Genomic DNA, 24,139 nt, shown 5'->3' with positions numbered 1-24,139 from the left:
GGAAGATCAACGCACTCTAAAAACGGAAGAGCCAGTTAAAGAAGCAGAGGCCGAGCGCGTCTTGTTCGTCGCCCACCGGGAACAGATTCTGGAAAAGACTAAGAGTGAATTCCGAAAGGTACTTGCTTATTCCGGTTCTGAGCTTACGGACGCCGACTTTGGACTCTTGGTTGGTGGGAAAAAAGAAACTGATGCACGATACCTTTTTGCCTCAGTTCAATCCTTGTATTCCCAATCGACTTACAAAACCTTTTCTCCAGATGCCTTTGACTTCATCATTATCGATGAGGTTCATCGTGGCGCTGCTAATTCCTACAAGCCAGTTTTTGAATACTTCAACAGCGAGTTTGTCCTCGGCTTGACCGCAACTCCCGAGCGTCCAGATTCAGGGGACATCTTTCGCCTCTTTGATTTCAACGTTCCTTACGAAATCCGACTGCAAGCCGCTCTTGAAGCCGATATGCTCGCACCATTCCATTATTTCGGTGTCACCGATTTTGATGATGGAGTTCGAGCGATCGGTGATAAGACTGCATCCATCGATGCTCTCGTCGCTGAAGATCGTATCGACTATCTCCTGGAGAAGCTCCGTGTCTACGGGTTTCCTGAGAGAGTTAAGGGGCTCATGTTTTGCAGTCGGAAAGACGAAGCGAAAGCGCTGTCGGAGCAGCTCAACCAAAAGCAGCTCTTTGGCCGGCAGCTACGGACGAAGGTGCTTCTAGGTGAAGACTCAATCTCGACACGAAATGCTGTCGTTGCGGAGTTATCTGCAGGCGAACTCGACTACATCATCACCGTTGATATTTTCAACGAGGGCATCGACATTCCGGCAGTAAATCAAGTAGTGATGCTACGCGGCACCGAGTCAAACATCATTTTTACCCAGCAGCTGGGCCGTGGTCTTCGCAAAGCCCCAGGAAAAGACCACCTCCGAGTAATTGATTTTATTGGAAACTACAAGAACAATTACATGATCCCGATGGCTCTTTTCGGCGATTCATCTAGAAATAAGTCGAAGCTCAAGAGCAAAGTCGTTGATCCCTCCAATATCCCATCGGGCTCCACTGTAAGCTTTGATGAAATTGCCAAGGAGAAGATCCTTAAAGCCATCGATACAGCCTCGGTAGACACGATTGCTGAATTTAAAAAGGATATTCAACTTCTCCAGTACCGACTGAATCGTGTACCACGACTAATGGATTTTGCTCGGTTCAACCTCGTTGACCCTGCAGTGATCTCGACCAGGCGTACCAAGAATTATTGGGAACTCCTCCACCGAGTAGACAAAGCAGCAACAGGACCAACGGATAAGCAGAGTGAATACTTGAAGTTTTTGTCCCGCGAGCTACTTCCCGGAAAGCAACCCCAAGAGTTACTTCTACTTGACCAGCTTATTAAGCATGGTTCCATCACACGTGAAGAATTTTCTGACTTTCTCGACACAAGGGCTGTTTCTCACAGCGAGCTGGATCTCTCTGTTGTCGAACGAGTGCTCAACCTCGAGTTTTACCCGAAGCGGGCCTACGAAGAAATTAGATTGGTCCGGTACGATGACGAAACCTCACGTTACAGTCTGACTGAGGAATTTTTGACTTTGTACAACAAGTGGGATTCGACATATCCAAATAGCTTTCGAGAGCATGTGGATGACATCATTCAAACTGGTCTTTTCCTGTCCCGCGAAAATGATTATTTCGCGGGTGTGCTTCGCCGCAATCAACGCTATTCCAGAAAGGATGTTTCTCGTCTTTTGCGGCTTCGGTCGGATCAAACAGGCACGCTAAATGGCTACAAGATTGATTCCCACTCGCAGACGATCCCTATCTTCGTGAACTACCGTAAACACAAGGGGCTTGCTCCGAGCATTGCCTACGAAGATGAATTCATTGACCGTTCGACGATGCGCTGGTTTACACGTTCAAATAGGACCCTCAAGAGCCAAGAGGTCCAGAGCATCATCCAACACAAGTTCCCAATCCATTTGTTTGTGCGTAGGGATGATTTACCAGATGAAGGATTCACCTACCTTGGCGAAGTGACTCCCAGCGATCCACAACAAACGACAATGAAGGGGCTAAAAGACAAAGAATTAGATGTTGTCACAATGAAGCTTCACCTTGAACATCCCGTTCCCGACACATTCTTCGAGTACCTTCACGCAAAGCCGATTGACTAACAAAAGCTAAACCCCCTACTCCGCCACCATGGCGGAATAGGGGGTTAAACGGAGCGTCGTAAAGCGAACGCTCTATCTACGAGACTGCAGTGACCTGATTAGAACAGGCTCGGAAGACCTGCCTGCGAGGAGAGGTTGCTGACAGCCTGTGTTGCCTGAGCGGTCGACCCCGACAGCTCCGGAATGGGCAGCTCCGGGAGAGCTGGGCTCTCCGAGATGATGTCGGCAATCTCCGGCGGGACCTCGACGCCCTCTGGAAGCAGCTCGCCAATCGGACCCAAATCCGGCTCTTCCTGCGGGACGTGCTGGTTGGTGTACTGAACGTCCTCGTCAATCGTGCGGAACTCAGACTGCGGTTCAGTGGAGGTCTCTACCTTGAAGCGCTCGTTAACCTGGCCGTCTGGGATGTCGTACTGCTCTTCAAGAGCAACGTCAATCGGCTGGAAGCGGCTCAGCGGGCCAATACCCATGGAGTTAACGCCGATGGCCTCGCGAGTCTCTGGGTTGTAGGCGTTTCCGCCCGAATCGCCGTGGTCAATCGGAGCGATGGCCCAGACACCGTTGCGGACACGGAAGACCTGGAAGCCGCAACCGCGGCCAGTACGGGAACCGTCAGTGCACACGGGCTCACCGAAGTTGTCGACGGAAATCTCCATCGGGTCGAGAGTGCGCTTGTCCTCGATACCGACGATCTGGACCGGCTCGCCGTGGACGTTGCCGAACTCATCCACAGAGTGGGACATGGAGGTGGTCTTAATGTCGTCCTGAACCTCAATGATGCCGTAGTCACCGCTATTGAAGAGCTCGTTGAAGAACTCCGGCATAGTGGTGTTTTCGTCGAAGTCGCTCTCTTCCGGCATGACATCGGTGCCCATGTAGTCCTTGTTGACCAGCTTGTCGCCGTCCTTGGTTGGGATGAAGAACTGGCCGGTGACCTCTTCGCCGGTTTCAGTATCCTTCGCCACAACACAGTGGCCGGCAGTCATGATGACGCGATGCGAAACACCATTCTGATCCACAACGGTGCCAGGAACTCCCAGAGAGCACATCGGAGACTGAACATGACGTCCGTCGATGTTCTTGCTGCTCGGGAACGGCATCCGCAACGGCGAACCCGGGCCGATGACAACATCCGAGTTTGCCGGTGCAGCCTCAGCTACCGCGATTCCGGGCACAAAGCCACCTGCAGCTACCGACAGTGCAGCCGTGAGTGTGGCGACCTTCTTCGAACTGGCCATAGTGTGCGCTACTCCATTTCTGTACAGAAAACTTGTCCCACTCAGTGTATTAGGGACACCTTTACAAAGCTCTCCAAAAATGAAACCTAGGGTGAAATTCTCAGTCGAGGAACCGTTCATTCGTCTTCATTTCAGACTCATTAGACATCAAAAAGTTTGCTCAACAGCAATGCAAGAGCCAGAACCATCCGCCTTGGATGATTCTGGCTCTCTTAACGGTTCGGGGGTGATTTTTGTCAGATTCTCAGACTGGTGCTAGCTCTCAAAGCTTGGAAGCTGAATTTCTGCCAACTGAGGCGCCCCAGACAGGTGTGACGATTGTGGCAATTGGGGCGATTGTGGCAGCTCAGGGAGTTTCGGCAACTGCGGCAGCTGGTCCACGAGATCGACTAGCTGCGGTACAGAACCTTCCTGTGAATCCTGTGAATCCTGCGCCCGGGCATACTCCTGATCCGCCGCCATATCCTCGTTGAGGGTGCGATAGGTGGAGTCGCGCTGAGCCGTGGGATCCGATACCTCGAAGTGGTCGTTTACTTGACCGTCGGGAATACCGTAGGCCTCCTGAATGGCAATATCTGCGGGCATCACACGCGAGACCGGACCGAAGGTCATCGAATTCACGCCAATAACTTCATTTGTGGTCGGGTCGTAGGCATTTCCGCCAGAGTCACCGTGATTAACGCCAATACCAACCGTCCAGATGCCGTTTCGAGCTCGGAATACCTGGTATCCACAGGCCCGTCCGGTGCGCATACCGTCCTTGCAGATAGGCTTGCCAAGATTATCGAAGGAGACTTCGCCACGCGGCAGGTCTTCATTGTCCTGAATGCCAGTCATCACTACCGGCTCCCCGTAGCTCTGACCATTTTCATCAATGGAGTAACTTGCGCCGGTAGTCTCTACGTCCGGATCCAGGTTGATTATTCCGTAGTCCGCGCCATTAAAGCCTGCCGGCAACGACTCCAGTCCGGCATCTTCCTGCGGCAATTCCCAACGATGGGCACCTGCGGTACCAATGCGCTTATCACCTTCAGTGGTTGGCACATACACCTCACCAGTGACGATTGGCAGACCCACATCCGGAGCATCATTCAGGCAGTGCCCTGCGGTCAACATGACCCGATGCTTCTCGCCGTTGCGGTCCGTCACCGTCCCCGGAACACCCGCCGAACACATCGGCGAGTTGATATTTCGATACCCATCCCACGGACTTCCCTCCATGGGAGTTCGAATCGGGTCACCCGGACCAACCACGACAGCATGTGCAGCGACCGGGGCCACCAAGGACAAAAGTGCTGCGAAAGCCGCTACCGCCAGTCGACTTCTTGCGTGCTTCATTGAGACGAATCTTTCAGATTTTTAGTTTTTCTTTAGGGCCACTACTCACACTAATCCACCACCCCACCCCCGGAAATAGTGTTTTCTCAGACTTTTGGGCTTTTACAAAAGTCGTTATCGAATCGTTTCCACAACCCCACGCGTCCCTGCAATAACACCAGACACCTAGCCAATTGACTACCCCCACTTAGGTAGCCCACTGATACTAATCTTATTTCGAACACGAGTTCTAGGCGTTCGAAAAAATGAGTCCGGGGTGTTCGATAATTTGTGAGCCATGAGTACAACAAACGAGTTTCCCATTCACCGTCGCCTAGCCCTTCCCCCGCTATCCGCTACCTACCGTGCAGAATGTTTCGAAGACCTCGCCCTCATCCGCACAATCCTCTGCCACCCCACCATCGGCCGTAGGCATTCGCCCGGCGCGCTGGATCACACCTTCTCGCTTCCCGACGGGCCTGTGGTCACCGTCCGAGCGTCACGGATAGCGCTTCCTCGCGCACTGGTCTCTCAGCTTGCCGACGTGCACGCGGAATACTTCATCCTGAAGGATGAGCCCATGTTCATGTACTCCGTTTCCGTCAAGGTGGAATCCTCATCGGAGGTAGTCCTCCGCGGAATTGGCGGTTCGAATCGGACACGGGAAGAAAACCGCCGACGCACTCGGGCTGTAGCCGAGGCTCTCCATCGTGCGCAGGACTGCAGCAAGATACACGAAAACGGCACTGACCTCGCACTCCCCGGGCGCCGTTATAGTTGGATTGGCACCAGGGACGCGCGGCCACTGCCGTGTCCTAGCGAGCTCTTTTCTTCTCGCCCATCAGCGGCTTAGCACTAGTCACAGCGCTGCCGCAGTATAGCTACTCGCTGTCGTCGCCTTCTTCGTCGTCCTCGTCGTCCTCGTCGTCATAGTCGCCATCGTCGTAGAGGTCATCATCGTCCTCGTCGTCGTCATCATCCTCGTCCAAGGAGGCAACGTGATCAGAGTAGATGTACTCTGCATACCCGTCATCGACGGGTGCCAGCTGATCTTCCCATTCCTCTGCGCGGTCTACCACGAGCGCAAGGACATCCATCAGCTTGTCAAAGTCCTTGAAGGTGCCCAGTGTCAGAACCTCATTGCGCAAGGTCTGGATGTCAGAGTAGAGGTCAGCAAACATCTTGCGACGGTCATCATCGGTGAGAACCGTTTCGGTGTCCGAGTCCCAGAACTCCGCGATGGCCTGATCGACGATGTCGTCCAAGTTTGCGTCCTGGGAGATGAAGCGGACGTGTGCGCTGGGCTCGTTGTTGTGGGCAGTTACCAAAACCTGTACCAACGAGGAGGTACCAACTTCGGAGGTAACCAGAGTTGCCTCTTCGGGGTCCTGTTCAAACTCCAGGTCAGCAATGCGGTCATCGTCGCCATCGAGCAGAGTGCGAAGCAGGCCAACAACCTGGTCAGTAGCTACATGGTGAGCGACTGCTGCGACGGCGTCTTCGACGGAGAATACAGCGGAGACCAGAACAGCTTCGAACTCGTCGTCCTCATCATCCACATCGGCAGCGGCTACGTAAACTTCGGCAGCCGGGATGTCCTCATCAATGGTGACGAACTGAACCTCCAGGTCAGAGGTAATGGGAACGAAGAGGGTGTCATCGTTGACACGACTTTCAATGCCCTCGCGGTCCAGTGCCGCAGCAATCTGCTCGAAAAAGCTCATGGGTGGAATCCTCCCTTGAAAGATAATTGGCCTCTACCCGCAGCCAATCGTAGCGACAAACGCGCAATCATGGGGTGGCTCATGCCCCCGGCAATTGCTGCGAAAGATCACGCCGGCAGTGCGCGTGCTACATCAAAGCCGCCAACGCGGCCGGTTGAGGGACAGGCCGCCAGCTGTCGATTCTCGAAAACAGAGCGCTCAGTAGCGTGCCCAGAGTTGATGGCGTTCCTCACGCGAACGTTTCGGACACGAGACACACAGATCGGCGTCTGGGCTGTGATAAATCATGCAGCAAGTAGCTCTCTCCAGGTGAGTAACTACATCGAAGTCCGGTTCTTCTCCCGATTCCGCGGCGGCTTCGTCCCAGGGGCGCACCTCGCCTCCACAGGAATCCATGAAACGAGGAAGAGGAACCCGATGTACTCGCTGTATTCCCTCAACGACATGTTTGCCAATAAGCGCTCCGCGCCAGGGCTCCATCAGCTCATTACCGGCGGATATTGCGGCATTAGCTACGGCATCGGCAGCCACGGCCCAAAGAGGAGCAGGCTTGATTTCCCCGACTTCTCCAACAACCTGAGCCAACGGCTCCAAGAAATGGGCCAGTGCTTCGCCGGAATCCTTCAGCTCATCCGCATCCTCAGCAGAAATGCTTTCAAACTGTTGAGCTTGGAACCCAACCCAATAGTCATCTCGGAGAAATGTGAACCAAGAAGACCACTGCCACACTGGAACTCGATCGGAAACCAACACGCATGCCAGCGATGGCCCCACCAATGCTCCGCACATGGACCACCACCACAACTGCGCTTGGAAACGGGTATCGCCCGCAACCTCAGGCATGGGAAACAGCTTTCTCCCGGCCTCAATTCCGGCAGCTACAGCTTCGGTTGAAAGGTGCCAATCCGCAGCACCGTCGTGAGGAATGACATCTGCGGAAAACCGAGGAAAGTCCGCCAAAAGCTGGGAGTACTCGGGAGGCAATGCGGCACCCCGCATGACATCGTTCACCAGTCTCGTCCTTCTATCAACTGTTTTAATCGCCGTACACCTGTCTATTTTTCCACCGACTACGGAATTTCCCCACAGCTCAGTAGTGTTTATATGGGCATATGGCTCTCAACGGACCCGTTTAGGAGGTCTACTACTTTGTTCCAAAAGACGAAGAAGGATTCAACTCGCACAGTAACTGATGCAGTGAACTCAACCCCCGAAGCGATTGAACGTGATGCCGGAAAACTGGGAACCCTTCTTATCCAAACCCTGGATAAGACCATGAGCTGGCAGTCATCTGCCATCACCGGGTACGTCAGTTCCCTGCACAAGCGCAAAAAAGATGAAACTCCGGCGCAGGTACAGGAACGTATTGATTCCCACTACCTGAACCTGGTCACCGGCACCGGTGGTGCAGCTGGGGGCAGCGCGGTTCTTCCCGGCGTCGGCATGATTACGGGCTTGGCTGCAGTTACCGGTGAATCGCTGCTGTTCCTGGAAGCATCCGCCTGGTACACACTGGCCTCAGCAACCCTGCGCAATATTGACATCACCGATCCACAACGCCGTCGCACGCTGATTCTTGCGGCCATGAGCGGTTCTGAAGGGACAGCTATTATGGCCTCCCTGCTTGGCGAGGAATCGCTGCGGAAGCAGACCAAAACTTCCGTGAATTCCCTACTGCCACGGCTTGGCGTTCCGCAGCTGGGTGCAGCAAACCGTCTGCTAATTCGCGAGGCACGCAAGCGCTTGATGAAGAACGCTCGTCTGGCCATCATCGGTAAGATTTTGCCATTTGGAATTGGCGCCGTGGTTGGGGCCTCCGCAAACCGCAAGCTCGGTGGCATTCTTATCAGCTCCACTCGCGCATCTCTGGGCCCACTTCCCCAGGATTGGTCGGACTTTGAACGAAAGCTACCGGCTAAATCCAACACCTCTGAAGACTCGAAGAAGGACTCAAAGTCATCGAGGTTCTCGATTCCCTCGGCGCTGAAGTGGCCGAAGAAAAAGAAGAATAAGTAGTTCCTCTTACTCCGATTACCCTTCAGCGACGTTTTTCAATGGAAGAGCGGTACCCACCATGGCCCAGAGCAAACCCCGCAGAACCTCTCCTATGAAGTTCTTGTGGAAACAGTCTCTTCACAGGCCACTACCGCTCTATGGTGTCGTTGTTGCAGCGCTAATCGTTGTCGGGGTGGAGTCCGTACTTCCGCTTCTCACTAGAGATGCCATTGATGTAGCAACGGGCTCGTCCGATGGCGGTGTCCCCGCGCGCCTGCTGCCGTCCCTAACTCCCCTGCAGGCAGTCATTTCCGTATTTCTGGCCATCGCGTTAGTACGCTTCATCGCCCAGGTGGGGCGCAGATTCTTCTCCGGCAAACTCTCCATTGATGTTCAGCACGACCTGCGACTAAAAATCCTTCGCTCCCTACAAAACCTCGATGGTCCAGCACAAGACCGAGTCAACACCGGCCAGGTTGTGTCACGGTCAATTTCCGACCTCCAGGCTGTGTCCGGACTACTGGCGATGCTGCCGTTGACGCTGGGGTCCGTCGTCAAGCTATTCATCACTATCGGCATCATGCTCGCCCTCTCGCTGCCCCTGACACTGGTCGGCCTCGCCGTGGTGCCAGCGATTGTCTACATTGCAGTGAATTCGCGTGACAAACTCCATGCCGCAACCTGGGCTGCCCAACAGCAAGCAGGCGAGATTGCCGGACAAGTCGAGGAAACCGTTTCCGGCATCCGTGTTGTCAAGGCGTTTGCGCAGGGTGACAACGAAGTTGTGAAGATGGAGCGTAACTCGTCTCTGCTCTATTCCCTCCGCCTGCGAGCGGCAAAACTCAGCGCTCGATTCCAACCGGCGCTGCAGTCGTTGCCGCAACTGTCCCTCGTCGGAAATATCGCGGTCGGTGGCTGGCTAGCGATTCACGGACACATCACCCTAGGCACGTTCGTAGCTTTTGCCACGTATCTCACCAGCCTGACTGCCCTGTCGCGTCTGGTCTCCAACATGGTCATCTCGATACAGCTGACGTCGGCAAGCATCGACCGCATTTCCGATGTCATCGACGCCCGACCAGACAACCCCGAACCCACCGACGCGCTTCCTCTCCCCGACGGCCCCGTTGGCATCAGCTTCAACCACGTCACCCACAGCCGTGGCGGACGCACGCTTATCGACGATGTCTCATTCTCCGTCGCGCCAGGGGCGACCTTAGCGTTGATTGGCCCACCGGGGTCCGGAAAGACTATCGCCACGGAGTTACTCGGCCGTCACTATCTGCCGGATTCGGGAACTATCACTATCGATGCGCCCAGCCACGGCACATCCACAGATACCGCGCGCACTCTCTCCAGCGACGTATATGACGCTATTACTGTCGTTCCGGACACTCCTTATTTATTTGCGGGCACGTTGCGTGAGAACATTGCATTCGCCAATCCCGCGGCGTCCCAGGAAGAGATTATCGCCGCAGCGACCGCCGCCCAGGTCAACTTCGTCGACGACCTGCCTCAGGGGTGGGACACAGCCATCGGCGAGCGCGGGCATAATCTCTCCGGCGGACAAGCTCAACGCGTGGCATTAGCACGGGCATTCCTCGCCCTTCCTCGAGTTTTGGTTCTCGATGACGCAACCTCAGCAATCGATGCTGCAACTGAGTTGGAAATCTTCAACGCGCTGACCTCACAGCTGGCGGATACGACTATCGTCATCGTGGCGCATCGATCTTCCACTCTCGAGCAGGCGGACCACATCGCCATTTTCGAAGACGGTGCCCTCACCGGCATTGGAACCAAGGCCGAACTGATTACTTCTCATCCGCGCTTCACCGAGCTGATGGACATCGACCAGAGTGCCTACCCCGAAATCGAAAACCTCGTTCTCGACCCCATCGACAGTGAGGACCCCAGCCCCGAGGAACTCTGGCCCGACGAATCCGCACCAACCTCCGACGACTCCACGTCAGACACCTCTGCGCGGCTTCCCGGAGGCGCCACTTCTCAAATGGCCCGCGGGGCTGGCCGAGCCGGAGGCGGTCCAGGTGGACCCGGTGGCCCTGGTGGTCCCGGTGGCCGCGGCGGCGGGCGTGGCGGCATGGGGGCGGCTCTCGCCAATGCTCCTGCGACGCCAGAGCTTCTCGAGCGTGTGCGAAACCTCCCACCCGCTAGCGAAAAACCGCGTGTACCAGCTCGAGCACTCGACAACTCCGAGCCTTTTTCTCTGCGCCGGCTGCTCTCCTACGTCCGCGGCCTATTTATAAGCGTCATTGCGCTGCTCGCCCTCATTGCCGTTGCCGATCTCGCGTTCCCCATGCTCGTGCGCTACGCCATTGACCACGGCATCCGTGAGCACAATGAAGCCGTGTTGTGGGCCTGCGCCGCAGGCGGTTTGGCGACAGTCCTCATCAGCTGGATTGCCGTAGCCACAAATGCTGTTATTACTGCGCGTACTGGTGAGCGGCTGCTCTATGCCCTGCGTGTGCGCTGCTACCGTCACCTGCAGTCGCTTGGCATTAACTACTTCGAGGCCAATCGCTCGGGTGCCATCATGACGAGGATGACAACCGACATCGACGCGCTGTCGTCGTTCCTACAAACGGGATTGGCAGAGGGCGCGATTGCCACGTTCACTCTGCTCGGTGTCTCAGTGCTGTTGCTTGCCACACAGGTGTCACTCGCCGCGGTGGCGTTGGCGACGCTTCCCATCATTGTGGCGGCCACCCTGGTATTCCGCCGAATCTCCTCGCGCCTATACAAGGCTGCACGCGAGCAACTTTCCTTGGTCAACGCTGATTTCCAGGAGACCATTGGTGGGCTTCGCGAGATTCAGATGTACCACCGCGTCGCCGATATCGAATCTTCCTTTGCCGAGGAATCCGATAAGTATCGCGCAATTCGTCAGCGAGCACAGCTGGCCGTGGCCTTATTCTTCCCCGGCATCAACTTCGTCTCTGAGTTGGCAACAGCTGCGGTGTTGGCTGTCGGCGCCCAACAGGTTGCTGCGGGAACTACGACGCCCGGCGTACTCGTCGCCTTCACGCTATACCTGGGAATGCTCTTTGGCCCGATTCAGCAACTGTCCCATGTTTTCGACGGCTACCAGCAGGCGAAGGTCGGTCTCAATCGCATTGGTGACCTCCTACAGACCGCCCCCATGCCAGATTACGGCACTACTGACGGCGCGTCCCGTGCAGCCGCTGGCGACCTGCGCTTAGACAAGGTGACTTTCTCCTACCCCGCCGCCAACTCTGAGCACGAACGCCCGCAGGTCCTCGATGCTCTCGATTTGCAGATTCCTGCCGGAGAAACAGTCGCAATTGTCGGGTCCACCGGTGCCGGAAAATCAACAATCATTAAGTTGTTTGCCCGTTTTTACGATCCAGTTGACGGTGTGGTGCGAGCCTCTGAAACTGACATCCGCGACTTCCCTCTTAACGATTGGCGACGCCCCCTCGGCTATGTCCCCCAAGAATCACACCTATTTTCGGGGACAGTAGCAACAAATATTTCCTACGGTCTGCCGGACAGCAGTCATGCTGAAATCCAGCAAGCCGCGAAGAATGTCGGCGCTCTCAGCACCATTGCCAGCCTGCCCGGTGGCTTCCACCACCCCGTCGGCCCAGATGGCCGAGGGCTCTCCTCCGGACAGCGTCAACTCATCGCACTCGCTCGTGCCGAAATGATGCGTCCTGAACTGCTGCTTCTCGACGAGGCCACCGCGACACTCGACCCTGCAACAGAGTCGGCAATCCTCGAAGCCACTGACCGTGCGTCGCGTCAACGCTCGGCAATTATTGTGGCCCACCGCCTGGCTACGGCTGCTCGGGCCAACCGGATTTTGGTACTTGACCACGGGCGTATTGTCGAGGACGGCTCCCATGACGAGCTTCTCGCGGCGGGTGGCCAATACGCAGAGCTCTGGAGCAAGTACCATATGGGGAGCGCGACGGTGTAGTAATTCAGAATTTTCGTTATCCTTGAATGACACTTTGACGCTTGCGCTCATTAGAATAAACGTGAGTTAGTAAAACTAAGACGAAAAGAGGCGAGTACCTGCCGTGAGCAGCGACATGAGCTTCGGCCAGAACGAATGGCTGGTCGACGAGATGTACCAGCAATTCCAGAAGGATCCACAGTCTGTGGGTCAGGAATGGCGCGAATTCTTCGCAACCCACACCCCGTCCCAAAAGGGCGAGGACCTTTCCAACATGGCAAAGCCCGCAGCAGCCACGAAGGAGGAAGCAAAGGCAACCGGACGTCGTGAGTCCAAGGGGGTCGAACCAACCAAGACCCCGAACAAGCCGTCGTCTCCGAAGCCGAAGAAGTCCCCGATGGATGCAGCAGCCAAGGTTTCGGCTGTTGAATCCGGCGAGGAGCCTCTGAAGGGCGTCGCACGGGCTATCGCTAAGAACATGGATGTCTCCCTGGAGATGCCGACTGCTACGTCGGTTCGCGATATGCCGGCACGTCTGATGTTTGAAAACCGCACTCTGGTTAACAATCATCTGGCACGCGCCCGCGGCGGCAAGATTTCCTTCACCCACATCATTGGTTACGCCATGGTGAAGGCTGTCATGCTCCACCCGGACATGAACAACAACTACAAGGTGGTTGACGGCAAGCCAGTTCTGGTTACCCCGGAACACATTAACCTCGGCCTGGCCATTGATATGCCAGCTAAGGATGGCTCTCGTTCTCTCGTAGTTGCCGCTATCCGTGAGTGTGAGACCCTGACCTTCAAGCAGTTCGTCGACGCCTACGAGGACATCGTCGTTCGTGCTCGCCACGGCAAGCTGACCGGCAAGGACTTCCAGGGTGTCACCATTTCCCTGACCAACCCGGGCGGCATCGGTACCCGCCACTCCGTCCCGCGCCTGACCAAGGGCCAGGGCGCGATTATCGGTGTCGGTTCCATGGATTACCCGGCTGAGTTCGCCGGTGCTTCCGCTGACCGTCTGGCAGAGATGGGCATCGGCAAGCTGGTGACCATCACCTCTACTTACGACCACCGCATCATCCAGGGTGCAGAGTCCGGTGAGTTCCTGCGTACGATGAGCAACCTGCTCGTCGACGACAAGTTCTGGGACCACATCTTCCAGACCATGCGCGTCCCGTACACCCCAATCCGTTGGGCACAGGACCTGCCGAACACGGGTATCGACAAGAACACCCGCGTTATGCGTCTGATTGAGGCCTACCGCTCCCGCGGTCACCTGTTGGCTGACATCGACCCGCTGCGTTCTGACCAGCCGAATACTTCCGCTCCGAACCATGCTGACCTCGATATCGAGGAGCACGGTCTGACCCTGTGGGATCTGGACCGCACCTTCAACGTCGGTGGTTTCGGCGGCAAGGAGACGATGACGCTGCGCGAGGTGCTTTCTCGGCTGCGCAACGCATACTGCCTCAAGGTCGGTTCCGAGTACGCTCACATTCTCGACCGCGAAGAGCGCGAGTGGTTGGAAGAGCGCCTTGAGGGCGGCCAGCCGAAGCCGTCCCACGCTGAGCAGAAGTACATCCTGCAGAAACTGAACGCAGCTGAGGCATTCGAGAACTTCCTGCAGACCAAGTACGTCGGGCAGAAGCGCTTCTCCCTTGAGGGTGCAGAGTCGCTGATTCCGCTGATGGACTCCGCCATCGATACCGCTGCTGGTGCTGGCCTGGATGAGGTCGTCATCGGTATGCCACACCGCGGTCGACTGAATGTGCTCGCAAACATCGTCGGCAAGCCACTGCGCCAGATCTTCACCGAGTTCGAGGGCAACATCGACCCGGCACAGGTCGGCGGTTCTGGTGACGTCAAGTACCACCTGGGCACTACTGGTCGTCACATCCAGATGTTCGGCGAGGGCGAGATCGACGTCACCCTGACTGCGAACCCGTCCCACCTCGAAGCCGTCAACCCGGTCGTTGAGGGTCTTGCTCGTGCACGCCAGGACAAGATCAACAAGGGCGAAGAGGGCTACTCCGTCATGCCGCTGCTGCTGCACGGTGACGCTTCCTTCGCCGGCCTGGGCATTGTCCAGGAGACCCTGAACCTCATGTCCCTGCGTGGTTACAAGGTCGGCGGTACCGTCCACATCGTGGTGAACAACCAGATTGGCTTCACCACTTCACCGGACTCCGGTCGCTCCTCCTACTACGCAACCGACATTGCCAAGGCATACGGCTGCCCGGTCTTCCACGTCAACGGTGACGACCCGGAGGCTGTCGTCTGGGTCGGCCAGCTGGCTGTTGAGTACCGTAACCGCTATGGCAAGGACGTCTTCATCGACCTGGTCTGCTACCGCAAGCGCGGCCACAACGAGGCCGATGACCCGTCCATGACTCAGCCGATGATGTACAAGATCATCGACGAGAAGGAAAGCGTTCGCGCTCAGTACACCGAGGACCTCATCGGTCGCGGTGATATTTCCGAGGAAGAGTACGAAGCAGTACGCCGAGACTTCCACGACCAGATGGAAGCTGTCTTCAACGAGGTCCGCGCAGCTCAGGACGCAAAGCCGGGCGAGCAGACCGGTATCGCCGGTTCTCAGCCGCTGCCGCATGGCCTCAAGACCGGTATCGAGAAGGCTGAAATCGTCGAGATTGGTCAGTCTTACGTCAACCTCCCTGAGGGCTTCAAGATTCACCCGCGTGTTGCGCCGGTCGCTAAGAAGCGCGCGGAGATGACTCAGGAAGGTGGCATCGACTGGGGTATGGCCGAGCTGCTGGCAATCGGCTCCTTCACCGGTGCTGGCATCGACGTCCGCTTCGCAGGTGAGGATGTCCGCCGCGGTACCTTTACCTCTCGCCATGCAGTTCTGATTGACTCCGAGGACGGTTCGGAATACAACCCGATCGACGCCTACGGTAAGTCCAAGAACGGTGGCCGCTTCATGATCTACAACTCGGCTCTGACCGAGTACGCAGGCATGGGCTTCGAATACGGCTACACCCTGGGTAACCCGGATGCAGCAGTGTTCTGGGAGGCACAGTTCGGTGACTTCGCCAACGGCGCTCAGACCACTATTGACCAGTACGTTTCCTCGGGCGAGGCTAAGTGGGGTCAGACCTCCAAGCTGATTCTGCTGCTTCCGCACGGCTACGAGGGCATGGGCCCGGACCACTCTTCGGCACGTATCGAGCGCTTCCTGCAGCTCGCAGCCGAGGGTTCCTACACCGTTGCTCAGCCGTCCGAGCCGGCTAACTACTTCCACCTGCTGCGTCGCCACGTCCTGTCCGACCTGCACCGTCCGCTGGTTGTGTTCTCTCCGAAGTCGATGCTGCGCAACAAGATGGCAGCGTCCGCTGTCGAGGACTTCACCAACCCGAACAAGTTCCGCTCGGTCATCGATGACCCGAACTTCGAGTCTAAGGGCAAGTCCGGCATCAAGACCTTGCTGCTCTGCTCCGGCAAGATCTACTGGGAGCTGGAGAAGAAGCGCAAGAAGGACAAGCGCGACGACATCGCAATCGCTCGCCTGGAGATGCTGCACCCGTTGCCGCACAACCGTCTCCGCGACCTCTTCGAGTCTTACCCGGATCTTGAGGAAGTCCGCTGGGTCCAGGATGAGCCGGCTAACCAGGGCCCATGGCCATTCCTGGCACTGAACCTCCCAGAGGCTCTGCCGGATATGCCGAAGCTGACTCGCGTTTCCCGCCGTGCGCAGTCCTCCACCGCAACTGGTGTGGCCAAGGTCCACCAGATTGAGGAGAAGGCTCTTCTGGAAGAGGCTCTTAAGTAGGTCTCGCGAGACCGCGGTGAAGTCGCGTGATTGAGAACACCGCTTCACCAGGTGGTCTTCACTGGCGGTCTTCACTGGTGGTCTTCACTGGTGATCAAACGCTAAGGGGCTCCAACCACTCGGTTGGAGCCCCTTAGTCGTTGTCTAGCAATTGTCAGACGCACAGTAGATAAGGGTTAATAGACAGAATGCGTGTCCGGTCGGCGTGTTACCGGGTCGGCACCATTTACTACTTAGTCCTCAATGCGAGTTACTGACTGCGTTTATGACAAAATGACCTGAAAAATGGCATGAAAATGTCATAAACTCGCACAGTTTCACATTTGCAGCCGGCATTCAAGGGCGAATAGACAAACACAGCAGCAGCCAACAGCGGATACGCGTCAGATACCGCCGCAACTAGCCCCGCCGCCCCGGCTACGCCTTATCCAGCCACTCCTGAGCGACCAACTCAGGGCTGGCGCCACCAGCCACAGCCCGGGTCATCAGCTTTAAGTCCTCAGTGCTCAGCGAACCAGCAATCTCATTGAGCACTCGGACTCGATCGCTCCGGTCCAACGCTGGCTTGACGTAGAAAGGCACAAGCCATTGCGGCAAGTCAGCCCCAGCATTGTCAGCTGGCACATCCGTGCACCCCTGCGCCATGCCCGCGTCGGTGGCCATAACTTCACCCGGCAACGACCGCGAAAATGCGTCGTAAACACGGTCTCGCCACTCGCCGCTGAATTGCTTGTGCGGGGTGGAGTCGTCGGCGTACTCCTCAGCCAGCGAAGCCGCGGACGCGGAATCGCTCAGGCCGAGCAGCTCACCTGTGCATCCGAAAGAGACCAGGACTGCTTCATTGCGTACGGCCCGCAACCGGTCATCAGCATCGCGAATGCCGATGACCTCCGCTTGCCGCCCTATCCTCTCAAAGCTTTGCGCATACAGGTACGCAAGAGCTGCCTGCTCGGGGTTGCGTAGGTCTGCCCCGACAGTCACTACCGCCTCCTGTTCGGGAGGAACGGGCATCTGCGGATCTAAATCAGAACATGCGGCAAGACCGAACCCCGCTGCCCCAGCGACCAATGCCAGGGCGGTAAAAGTGCACGCAGTAGCCTTGGAGCTCCCCTTGCACCCCATTGAGCGGATGCGAAAGTGGAACCCGGCGTTCGCACGTCTAAAATTAATCATCGACACCAGCGTAACCTACGAACGGATTGTGAGGTCACCCAGAATGGGCGATGAGAAAAGCCGCAACAACAGCGCTTCGTCAAAGGCTCGCAATCCGCGAACTAACTCGGTCAGTAAAAGCCAAACGCCGTCGGCCACAGCAAAACCCGGCAAAACTGCTCGGGCAACGAATGCAGCTAAATCCGCAGCAATGTCAGCTGTCTCGAAGGTGACGCGCACCAACGGATCGTCGTCAAGCGTGGGAGAAACGCAGTCGGAGGCGGTGCGCGATGCCCTGCGCGATTGCGGCGTCTACATCGGCGGCAAGCGTTTGCCGGGCACCTACGACCACTTCTCCGGTCTGTCCGAGGTGCGTAATTTTGGCGAGGGCTTCACGTGGCTGTCATTGTCGCGCCCCAACGCGACACAGATGGACGCCATCGCTGAGCTTTACGGGCTGGATGAGCTGACGGTGGAGGATGCACTGACTAACCGCCAGCGCCCCAAGATTGAAATCCACGATGATCACGTGGTTTTTGTGATTCGCTCGATTCACTACTCCCCGGAAGGTCTCGCGGACGACGAAAATGAGATCATTCGTTCTGGCCAGCTGATGATTGTTATCGGCCAGGAGTACGTCATCACCATTCGCATGGGCATGCCGAGCTCGGATATGCAGCGCATTAGCGCGCGTGTGGAAAACACCACCGACGCCATCGACTACGGTCCCGCGGGCGTGCTGTGGGCGCTGACGGACAACCTCGTCGATGCGTACCTGCGCATTGCGTTGCAGCTGGAAGATCGCGTGGAGATTATGGAAGATGCCGTCTTCGAGCCGAATTTGGTGTCGGATATTGAGGACATTTACATCCTCAAACGAGAAATCCTGGAGATGCGCCACGCAATCGATCCGCTGACGCCGGCGCTGCGCTCCCTGATGAATCTGCGAGAAGACATCATGCCGAAGGACGTCAGCCGTTATCTTTCCGATGTTCTCGACCACCAGCTCGCCGCGGCGGACCTCGTAGCCGGACTCGACGAACGCCTCTCCTCCCTCATCGACGCCGCCGCAGTGAAGATCCAGCTGCAGCAGAACCAGGACATGCGTACTATCTCGGCATACGCGGCTATTCTCGCCGTGCCAACCGCCCTGGCCGGTATCTACGGCATGAACTTCGACCGCATGCCCGAACTGCACTGGGAGTACGGGTACTTCATCGTCCTCGCCATCATGTTCGCCATTGTGGCGTTTTTGGTGTGGCTCCTGCGCCGCAACAAGTGGCTGTAGTTTCCGCTTCTGGCAGGCAACGCTTTACGACGAGTACAACAACCTACCCGCGGTTCCCACCGAGAGCCCGCTGCGCCAACAGGTCGCGAGCACGCTCGGCATTGCGGGGATTGCACAAAACATCGTAGCGACGAGCAACAATCTCCGTGGTGGTGGAGAAATCCCGCTTGCCGTTTTGCATGGCGTATGGGACTGCCGCCAGCACGATGCCAAAGATGGCGCCCATCCCGAGGCCAACAATCAACGGGCTAACCCAATCTTCCTGGAAAAGCCCCAGAATCAGGCCGAAGAACAGGCCCATCCATAGGCCGTACAGCGCGCCACCACCGAGCACTTTCGGCCAGGTCAACCGACCTACCACGCGCTCCACCTGCATCAGGTCAACGCCGACGATGGTGAGGTCGGAAACCGGGAACTCATCGCGATCACTGAGCGAATCAACCGCAGCCTGGGCATCGGCGTAGTTGGTGAAGCTACCCACCGGCCACCCCTCGGGCACCTGCCGCTGAGGCAACCGGGACTTCATGCTCTGTTCCCGGCCGCTCCCCCAACCGCTGTTCGCTTCCCCATTTGCCATCGGTACTTTCACCGTTCCCTTGCAGTTGTTGTCACAGCAATTGGTGACTCAGTTGCTGAAAATATTGCTAAAACTATCGCTAAAAAGCGTTCTATCAAGGACAACGCCTGACAGTTTCCAATTGTTCCACCGTCTGGCCCACCACCCATTCCACCGCCACCGCGCTTGTCGGAAGGGTTGGGCGCTGTGACCGTCGTAAAGCGGAAAACTGCTGATTTTGTCAGTAGTTCTTTGTCTTACGGGGTCTCACGATAAGATTCACTACATAATGTCTACGATTACTGAAGCTGAAGTTCGCACCGCCCTGGCGCAGGTCGAAGATCCTGAGGTACGTCGCCCGATTACCGAGATTGGCATGGTCAAGTCCATCTCGGTGGCGGACAACAACGACGTGGCCGTGGAGATTTACCTCACCATCGCCGGTTGCCCCATGAAAAACACCATCATCGAGCGCACCGAAGATGCGCTCAACGGTATCGAGGGCGTTGGCAACGTCACCGTCACCACCGATGTGATGAATGACGAGCAGCGCCGCGAGTTCCGCAACGCCGTCCGCGGCACCGCCTCCGAGCCGGTGATCCCATTCGCCCAGCCGGACTCCCGCACCCGCGTGTTCGCCGTCGCCTCCGGTAAGGGTGGCGTTGGTAAGTCCTCTGTGACCGTGAACCTCGCTGCCGCGCTGGCTGCGAAGGGTCTATCTGTCGGTGTGCTCGATGCCGATGTCTACGGCCACTCCATCCCGCACATGATGGGCTCCGAGGAAAAGCCGCACCAGGTCGACGACATGATTATGCCTCCGCAGGCACACGACGTGTCGCTGATTTCTATCGGACACTTCGTCGACGACAACGCACCGGTTGTCTGGCGTGGGCCAATGCTGCACCGCGCTATCCAGCAGTTCCTCGCGGACGTGTTCTGGGGCGACTTGGACGTCCTGCTTTTCGACCTGCCCCCGGGAACCGGCGACATCGCCATCTCCGTGGCGCAGCTCGTGCCGAACGCTGAGCTAGTGATTGTTACTACCCCGCAGATGGCCGCCGCCGAAGTTGCCGAGCGTGCCGGCACCATCTCGCTGCAGACCCGCCAGCGGATCGCCGGTGTCATTGAGAACATGAGCTGGATGGAAATGCCCGACGGCTCCAAGATGGAAGTCTTCGGCACAGGCGGCGGCGAGACCGTTGCCCGTCGTCTTACCCAGATCACCGGAGGAAAGGTCGAGCTGCTCGGCCAGGTGCCACTGGACACCGAACTCCGCGAGGGTGGCGACAAGGGCACCCCGATTGTCCTATCCAAGCCGGATTCGGGCGCGGGCGAGGCCCTGAACGCTATCGCCGACAAGCTGGTTGTTCGTCGCGAGTCGCTCGCAGGCAAGTCGCTAGGCTTGGGCGTGACGCCGAAGTAGTCCTTCGCTTTACGACGATCATAGCGACGCCCCCTCCCCGGTATTTTCAGTGCCGGGAAGGGGGCCTTTGCTCATTGTGGCTGCAGTGTCTGGGGCGTATGTGGTTTGGGGGTTTTCGGCGGTGTAAGTGTTGTCGGTGGTCCGGGGTTTGCGGGCGGTGTATCCACCGACGCGGCTGCGTGCACTTACTGACTAGGTTTATGACAGTTTCGTGGCAAAATATGTGCTCAAAGTGTCATAACCCTGGTCAGTAACTTGCGGTCGGGAACGGTTTGCCACCTCTATAGGTTGTCGTCGTCGACCCAGGCCTGCACCCCACGGGGCTGCTGTGGTGTTTGCTGTGCCTGCTGTTGGCGGGCCTGGGCAACTGGATCCTGCCACGTTCCTGGCTGCTGGGCGGGCTGCTGAGCCGACTGCGGGACCGGCTGCTGCGACGGAGCCGGTTGCACTGGCTGGCTCTTGTTGGATTGCTGGTACTGCTGGCCTGCGGCACCAGTTGCTCCAGCCGCACCAGCTACTCCAGAGGATCCACCGGCTCCTGCAGCTCCGGTTGCACCAGTTCCGCCGCCACCCGCTGCGGGCTTACCGGAGAGCATGTCCAGGTAGGTGTCATCGCCGTCGAAAAGCGTCCTGGTGATGGCGGTCTTCGGGTTGAGACGACGGAGATCGTTGAGCTCCTGCAGCGGCTTGCGAAGATCGTCGAAGTCTTCACCGAACTCATCCGAGAGGTTATCGCGTGCGTCATTGATTGCGGTGCGCGCAGCCAGAAGCAATGCGCGGATGTCCTCAATTACCTTCGGCAACCGCTCAGGTCCGATGAGAATTAGTCCGAGGATAAAGAGGACGAGAATCTCGCCCCAGCCAACATTAGAAAACACGTTATACCACCTTAGTTACAGTGCACCTCGCATGCAGCATTGCGCGGCCAAATCCGCCAAATCCGCAGAAACCAGCCAACCCCAGGCAAGTCCAAGCAAAACCAGCGCCACCTTACTCCGGCGTGATCTTCGCCTCCAGCTCGGCTCCGTGGCGAACGATCTTCAATACCGCCTCATTACCAGCGCCAACAGTCCACAGCGCCACCGTGAGCTCATCTGCGGACGATACCGCGCGGTCCCCCACAGCCGTAATCACGTCGCCTTCCTGCAGGCCTTCCCGATCAGCGACACCTCCCGGCAGGATGCTGGCAATCTCGGCACCAGTCAGTGCGCCATTGGAAACCGTGCGCGCTGTCACGCCGATCCCCGGATGAACCGGCTTCTCACCGGCAATGAGCTGCTCAGCGATGGCAACGGCTGAATTGATCGGGATCGCAAAGCCCAACCCCTGTGAGCCACCCGAGCTACTGAAAATCACTGTATTAATACCAATAATGGCACCGCGGATATCCACCAGTGGACCACCCGAGTTACCCGGGTTGATGGAGGCATCGGTCTGAATCGCATCGGCGTAGCCATCCGTATCAGTCCCCTCAGCAGCCAGGCGCACCGGCCGATTAAGCGCCGAGACAATGCCCGAAGTCACCGTTCCGCCCAGCCCCTGCGGCGACCCCATCGCAATCACCGTGTCACCGACCGCAACCGCATTGGAATCACCAAGCTGCGCCACGGTCAGCCCCGCAACGTCTTCGACCTTAATTACGGCGAGGTCGGTCTTCGGGTCGCGGCCAATGATCTTGGCCGGCACCTCTTTCAGCTTGCCACCGTCCCAAAACGTTACCGAGACCTGCATATCCTGCCGGTCCGCCACTGCCGAAACGACATGGTTATTCGTCAAAATATGACCGTCACCATCAATGACAAACCCCGAGCCCACGCCCGAAACCTCACCGGCACTGACCGCAATCGACACCACCGCGGGACGAAGAGTCTCCGCCACCTTGCCGATTTCGGTCAAATCGCCGTTGCCCGGTCGCCCCTCGACCTGTTGCAACTCCACACGCTGGTAGTCCGAGCGGAAAGTCTTACCAGCCCAACCGCCGACAAAGCCACCAACACCGCCAATCAGCAGCACCACGGCCGACGACGCCGCAATCACACGCCACGGCACCTCACGGCCAAAAATCACTTCCCGCGCGCTGACGCGGGGGGCCATCTTCGGGCGAGGTTTCTTCTTCGCTTCGGGTTTGCGGGCTGGACGCCCCGTCGTCATGCGTGACGACGAATCCTGCCACGGCGAATACTCTCTAGTAGTGGCGCTGGTGTCGTCGTCAAGCTTATGCCCTGGCGCACGCTGTAACCCGCCAGTTGCGGCGGCACGATCGGCGTCCGGGGCAAACGCGGAATCATCGAAATCGCGATGTTTGCCCACTAGTGACTACCACCTTTACGAAAACCGCGAACGATCTGCTCCAACGCAGCGCTCAGCGACTCCGGCGGACGGTGCGCGAGATGCCGCGCCGACCTATGGGGCTCTGAGTCCTCGCAGCTGCCTGCGAAATCAGCAATACGAGCGCGCAGCTCAGCTGGAATGTGCAAGGCCGCGCTATCACGCAGACGCTTGGCTGCCTGCCGCTGCTTCGCGACCTCCCGGCGACATTCCGGGCATGCCATCAGGTGCGCCTGCGCACGTCGCTCAGCTACGACCGACAACTCGCCGTCAACAAAAGCGGCAATTGCCTCGGTGCCGAGATGCTCCGTTGACAAAAAACGCTTGTCATCGCCCTGCTGAATCACAGACTGCAGCACCTCCAGAAATCGCACCTATTAACTAGCCCCACAATAGCCGCTCCCACGGATTGAGTGCGGGAAAACTAGCCTGCGGTGACCGACTCCGGCAGCTCCTGCCGCTGCCTCTCCAGACGCTCCAACGTCGCCCGCAAGCTGGAACGTGCCCGGTGAATGCGCGAACGCACGGTGCCCATCTTGAGCCCAAGGGTGTTAGCAATTTCCTCGTAGGTCAGCCCCACCACATCACAGAGGACAACCACCGCGCGATAGTCCGGCTGCAGCTCAGCCAGCGCGATTTCCAAATCCGGATCGAGCATCGCGTCATCGACGGCCTGCTCCGGCGTCTTCAGCGTGCCCGGGACGCGGTCGTAGTTCTCCGGCAACGCCTCCATCCGGATCACCTGCCGATGCCGGACCATATCCAAAAACAGGTTAGTTGTAATCCGATGCAGCCAGCCTTCAAAAGTGCCGGGACGGTATGACTTCAGCGAGCGGAACACACGCATGAATGTCTCCTGCGTCAGGTCTTCCGCGTCCTGTTGGTTACCAGTCAACCGATATGCGAGCCCGTAAACACTATCCGCGTGGGCTTGGACAAGTTCCGACCACGACGGCATCTCTCCCACACCTGCGTCAAAAGCTGCGGTGCCGGACAGTTGCTCAGTTGCGTCAGCGGACGGGGCGTCCTCGCGGCTGGCGCCTGCGCTGACTCGTTCGGACTTGACTCGTTCGGGCATGAGGTTCAGTGTTCCTTACCAACCTTAGGTTTGTAGTGACCTTACCCTGAAAATAGTTTGAGAGTCCAGACAAATTTGAGGCTTGTTTACCCGCCTAGTCCGGCACGGACCGGCGCGCCCCGCTGCCCTGCACG

General features: G+C 57.6%; 17 protein-coding genes. 7 read left to right on the top strand and 10 right to left on the bottom strand.

Features of this window, described 5'->3' with window-relative positions; translation table 11 throughout:
- A partial coding sequence (locus tag HMPREF2614_RS07665; RefSeq protein ID WP_070560625.1) for a DUF3427 domain-containing protein occupies positions 1–2,176 on the top strand: 2,176 nt, incomplete at its 5' end.
- 98 nt (positions 2,177–2,274) lie between these two features.
- Here HMPREF2614_RS07665 and HMPREF2614_RS07660 read toward each other — a convergent pair.
- Both HMPREF2614_RS07660 and HMPREF2614_RS07655 read right to left on the bottom strand, forming a co-directional pair.
- Positions 2,275–3,414: a trypsin-like serine protease gene (locus tag HMPREF2614_RS07660; protein WP_224786573.1), complete on the bottom strand. Its 1,140-nt coding sequence runs from the start codon at positions 3,412–3,414 to the stop codon at positions 2,275–2,277.
- A gap of 255 nt (positions 3,415–3,669) precedes the next feature.
- Positions 3,670–4,752, bottom strand: a complete 1,083-nt coding sequence (locus HMPREF2614_RS07655; protein ID WP_224786572.1) for a S1 family peptidase — start codon at positions 4,750–4,752, stop codon at positions 3,670–3,672.
- A gap of 277 nt (positions 4,753–5,029) precedes the next feature.
- Here HMPREF2614_RS07655 and HMPREF2614_RS10930 point away from each other — a divergent pair, with 277 nt between their 5' ends.
- Complete coding sequence (locus HMPREF2614_RS10930) at positions 5,030–5,584, top strand: hypothetical protein (RefSeq protein ID WP_070437929.1); 555 nt, start codon at positions 5,030–5,032, stop codon at positions 5,582–5,584.
- Between the two features lie 28 nt (positions 5,585–5,612).
- Here HMPREF2614_RS10930 and HMPREF2614_RS07650 read toward each other — a convergent pair whose 3' ends face one another.
- The gene (locus HMPREF2614_RS07650) at positions 5,613–6,455 is read right to left on the bottom strand and encodes a hypothetical protein (protein ID WP_070437933.1); all 843 of its coding nucleotides are present in this window, start codon (positions 6,453–6,455) and stop codon (positions 5,613–5,615) included.
- Between the two features lie 198 nt (positions 6,456–6,653).
- Positions 6,654–7,466, bottom strand: coding sequence for a (2Fe-2S)-binding protein (locus HMPREF2614_RS07645; RefSeq protein ID WP_038628390.1), 813 nt, complete (start codon positions 7,464–7,466; stop codon positions 6,654–6,656).
- Between the two features lie 186 nt (positions 7,467–7,652).
- On the opposite strand from HMPREF2614_RS07645, the gene HMPREF2614_RS07640 reads away from it, so the two are divergent.
- The 3 genes from HMPREF2614_RS07640 to HMPREF2614_RS07630 all read left to right on the top strand — a co-directional run bounded on the left by HMPREF2614_RS07640 (position 7,653) and on the right by HMPREF2614_RS07630 (position 16,180).
- Entirely contained in the window at positions 7,653–8,471 is an 819-nt protein-coding gene (locus tag HMPREF2614_RS07640; RefSeq protein WP_224783718.1) for a hypothetical protein, read from the top strand.
- A 91-nt stretch (positions 8,472–8,562) separates the two neighbouring features.
- Positions 8,563–12,408, top strand: a complete 3,846-nt coding sequence (locus HMPREF2614_RS07635; protein ID WP_235191242.1) for an ABC transporter ATP-binding protein — start codon at positions 8,563–8,565, stop codon at positions 12,406–12,408.
- A 103-nt stretch (positions 12,409–12,511) separates the two neighbouring features.
- On the top strand, positions 12,512–16,180 hold the full coding sequence (locus tag HMPREF2614_RS07630; RefSeq protein WP_038628381.1) for a multifunctional oxoglutarate decarboxylase/oxoglutarate dehydrogenase thiamine pyrophosphate-binding subunit/dihydrolipoyllysine-residue succinyltransferase subunit: 3,669 nt from the start codon (positions 12,512–12,514) through the stop codon (positions 16,178–16,180).
- A 417-nt stretch (positions 16,181–16,597) separates the two neighbouring features.
- Here HMPREF2614_RS07630 and HMPREF2614_RS07625 read toward each other — a convergent pair whose 3' ends face one another.
- Entirely contained in the window at positions 16,598–17,353 is a 756-nt protein-coding gene (locus HMPREF2614_RS07625) for a type 2 periplasmic-binding domain-containing protein (RefSeq protein WP_038628378.1), read from the bottom strand.
- 190 nt (positions 17,354–17,543) lie between these two features.
- Here HMPREF2614_RS07625 and HMPREF2614_RS07620 point away from each other — a divergent pair, with 190 nt between their 5' ends.
- Positions 17,544–18,620, top strand: a complete 1,077-nt coding sequence (locus HMPREF2614_RS07620; RefSeq protein WP_224786570.1) for a magnesium and cobalt transport protein CorA — start codon at positions 17,544–17,546, stop codon at positions 18,618–18,620.
- A 43-nt stretch (positions 18,621–18,663) separates the two neighbouring features.
- On the opposite strand, the gene HMPREF2614_RS07615 is transcribed toward HMPREF2614_RS07620, so the two are convergent.
- Positions 18,664–19,146, bottom strand: a complete 483-nt coding sequence (locus HMPREF2614_RS07615) for a YflT domain-containing protein (protein WP_038628373.1) — start codon at positions 19,144–19,146, stop codon at positions 18,664–18,666.
- Between the two features lie 319 nt (positions 19,147–19,465).
- On the opposite strand from HMPREF2614_RS07615, the gene HMPREF2614_RS07610 reads away from it, so the two are divergent.
- Positions 19,466–20,599 carry an Mrp/NBP35 family ATP-binding protein gene (locus tag HMPREF2614_RS07610; protein ID WP_038628370.1) on the top strand — a complete coding sequence of 378 codons (1,134 nt, stop codon included), beginning with the start codon at positions 19,466–19,468 and terminating at the stop codon, positions 20,597–20,599.
- A 281-nt stretch (positions 20,600–20,880) separates the two neighbouring features.
- Here the strand turns inward: HMPREF2614_RS07610 and tatB are convergent, their stop codons facing one another.
- The 4 genes from tatB to sigE form a co-directional block, all read right to left on the bottom strand.
- A complete protein-coding gene (tatB, locus tag HMPREF2614_RS07605; RefSeq protein ID WP_038628367.1) occupies positions 20,881–21,477 on the bottom strand; it encodes a Sec-independent protein translocase protein TatB in 597 nt (198 codons plus the stop codon).
- A 112-nt stretch (positions 21,478–21,589) separates the two neighbouring features.
- The gene (locus tag HMPREF2614_RS07600) at positions 21,590–22,909 is read right to left on the bottom strand and encodes a S1C family serine protease (protein ID WP_038628365.1); all 1,320 of its coding nucleotides are present in this window, start codon (positions 22,907–22,909) and stop codon (positions 21,590–21,592) included.
- On the bottom strand, positions 22,909–23,274 hold the full coding sequence (locus tag HMPREF2614_RS07595) for an anti-sigma factor family protein (RefSeq protein ID WP_038629490.1): 366 nt from the start codon (positions 23,272–23,274) through the stop codon (positions 22,909–22,911). Before HMPREF2614_RS07595 ends, HMPREF2614_RS07600 begins: the two co-directional genes overlap by 1 nt.
- A gap of 77 nt (positions 23,275–23,351) precedes the next feature.
- On the bottom strand, positions 23,352–24,005 hold the full coding sequence (sigE, locus tag HMPREF2614_RS07590) for an RNA polymerase sigma factor SigE (RefSeq protein ID WP_038628362.1): 654 nt from the start codon (positions 24,003–24,005) through the stop codon (positions 23,352–23,354).
- Positions 24,006–24,139: the final 134 nt, after the last annotated feature.

This window comes from Corynebacterium sp. HMSC074C11, from assembly GCF_001809455.1.
GTDB classification, from domain to species: Bacteria; Actinomycetota; Actinomycetes; order Mycobacteriales; family Mycobacteriaceae; genus Corynebacterium; species Corynebacterium amycolatum.
Note: the sequence above shows the minus strand (reverse complement) of the source record. Positions and strands in the feature narration are given on the sequence as shown.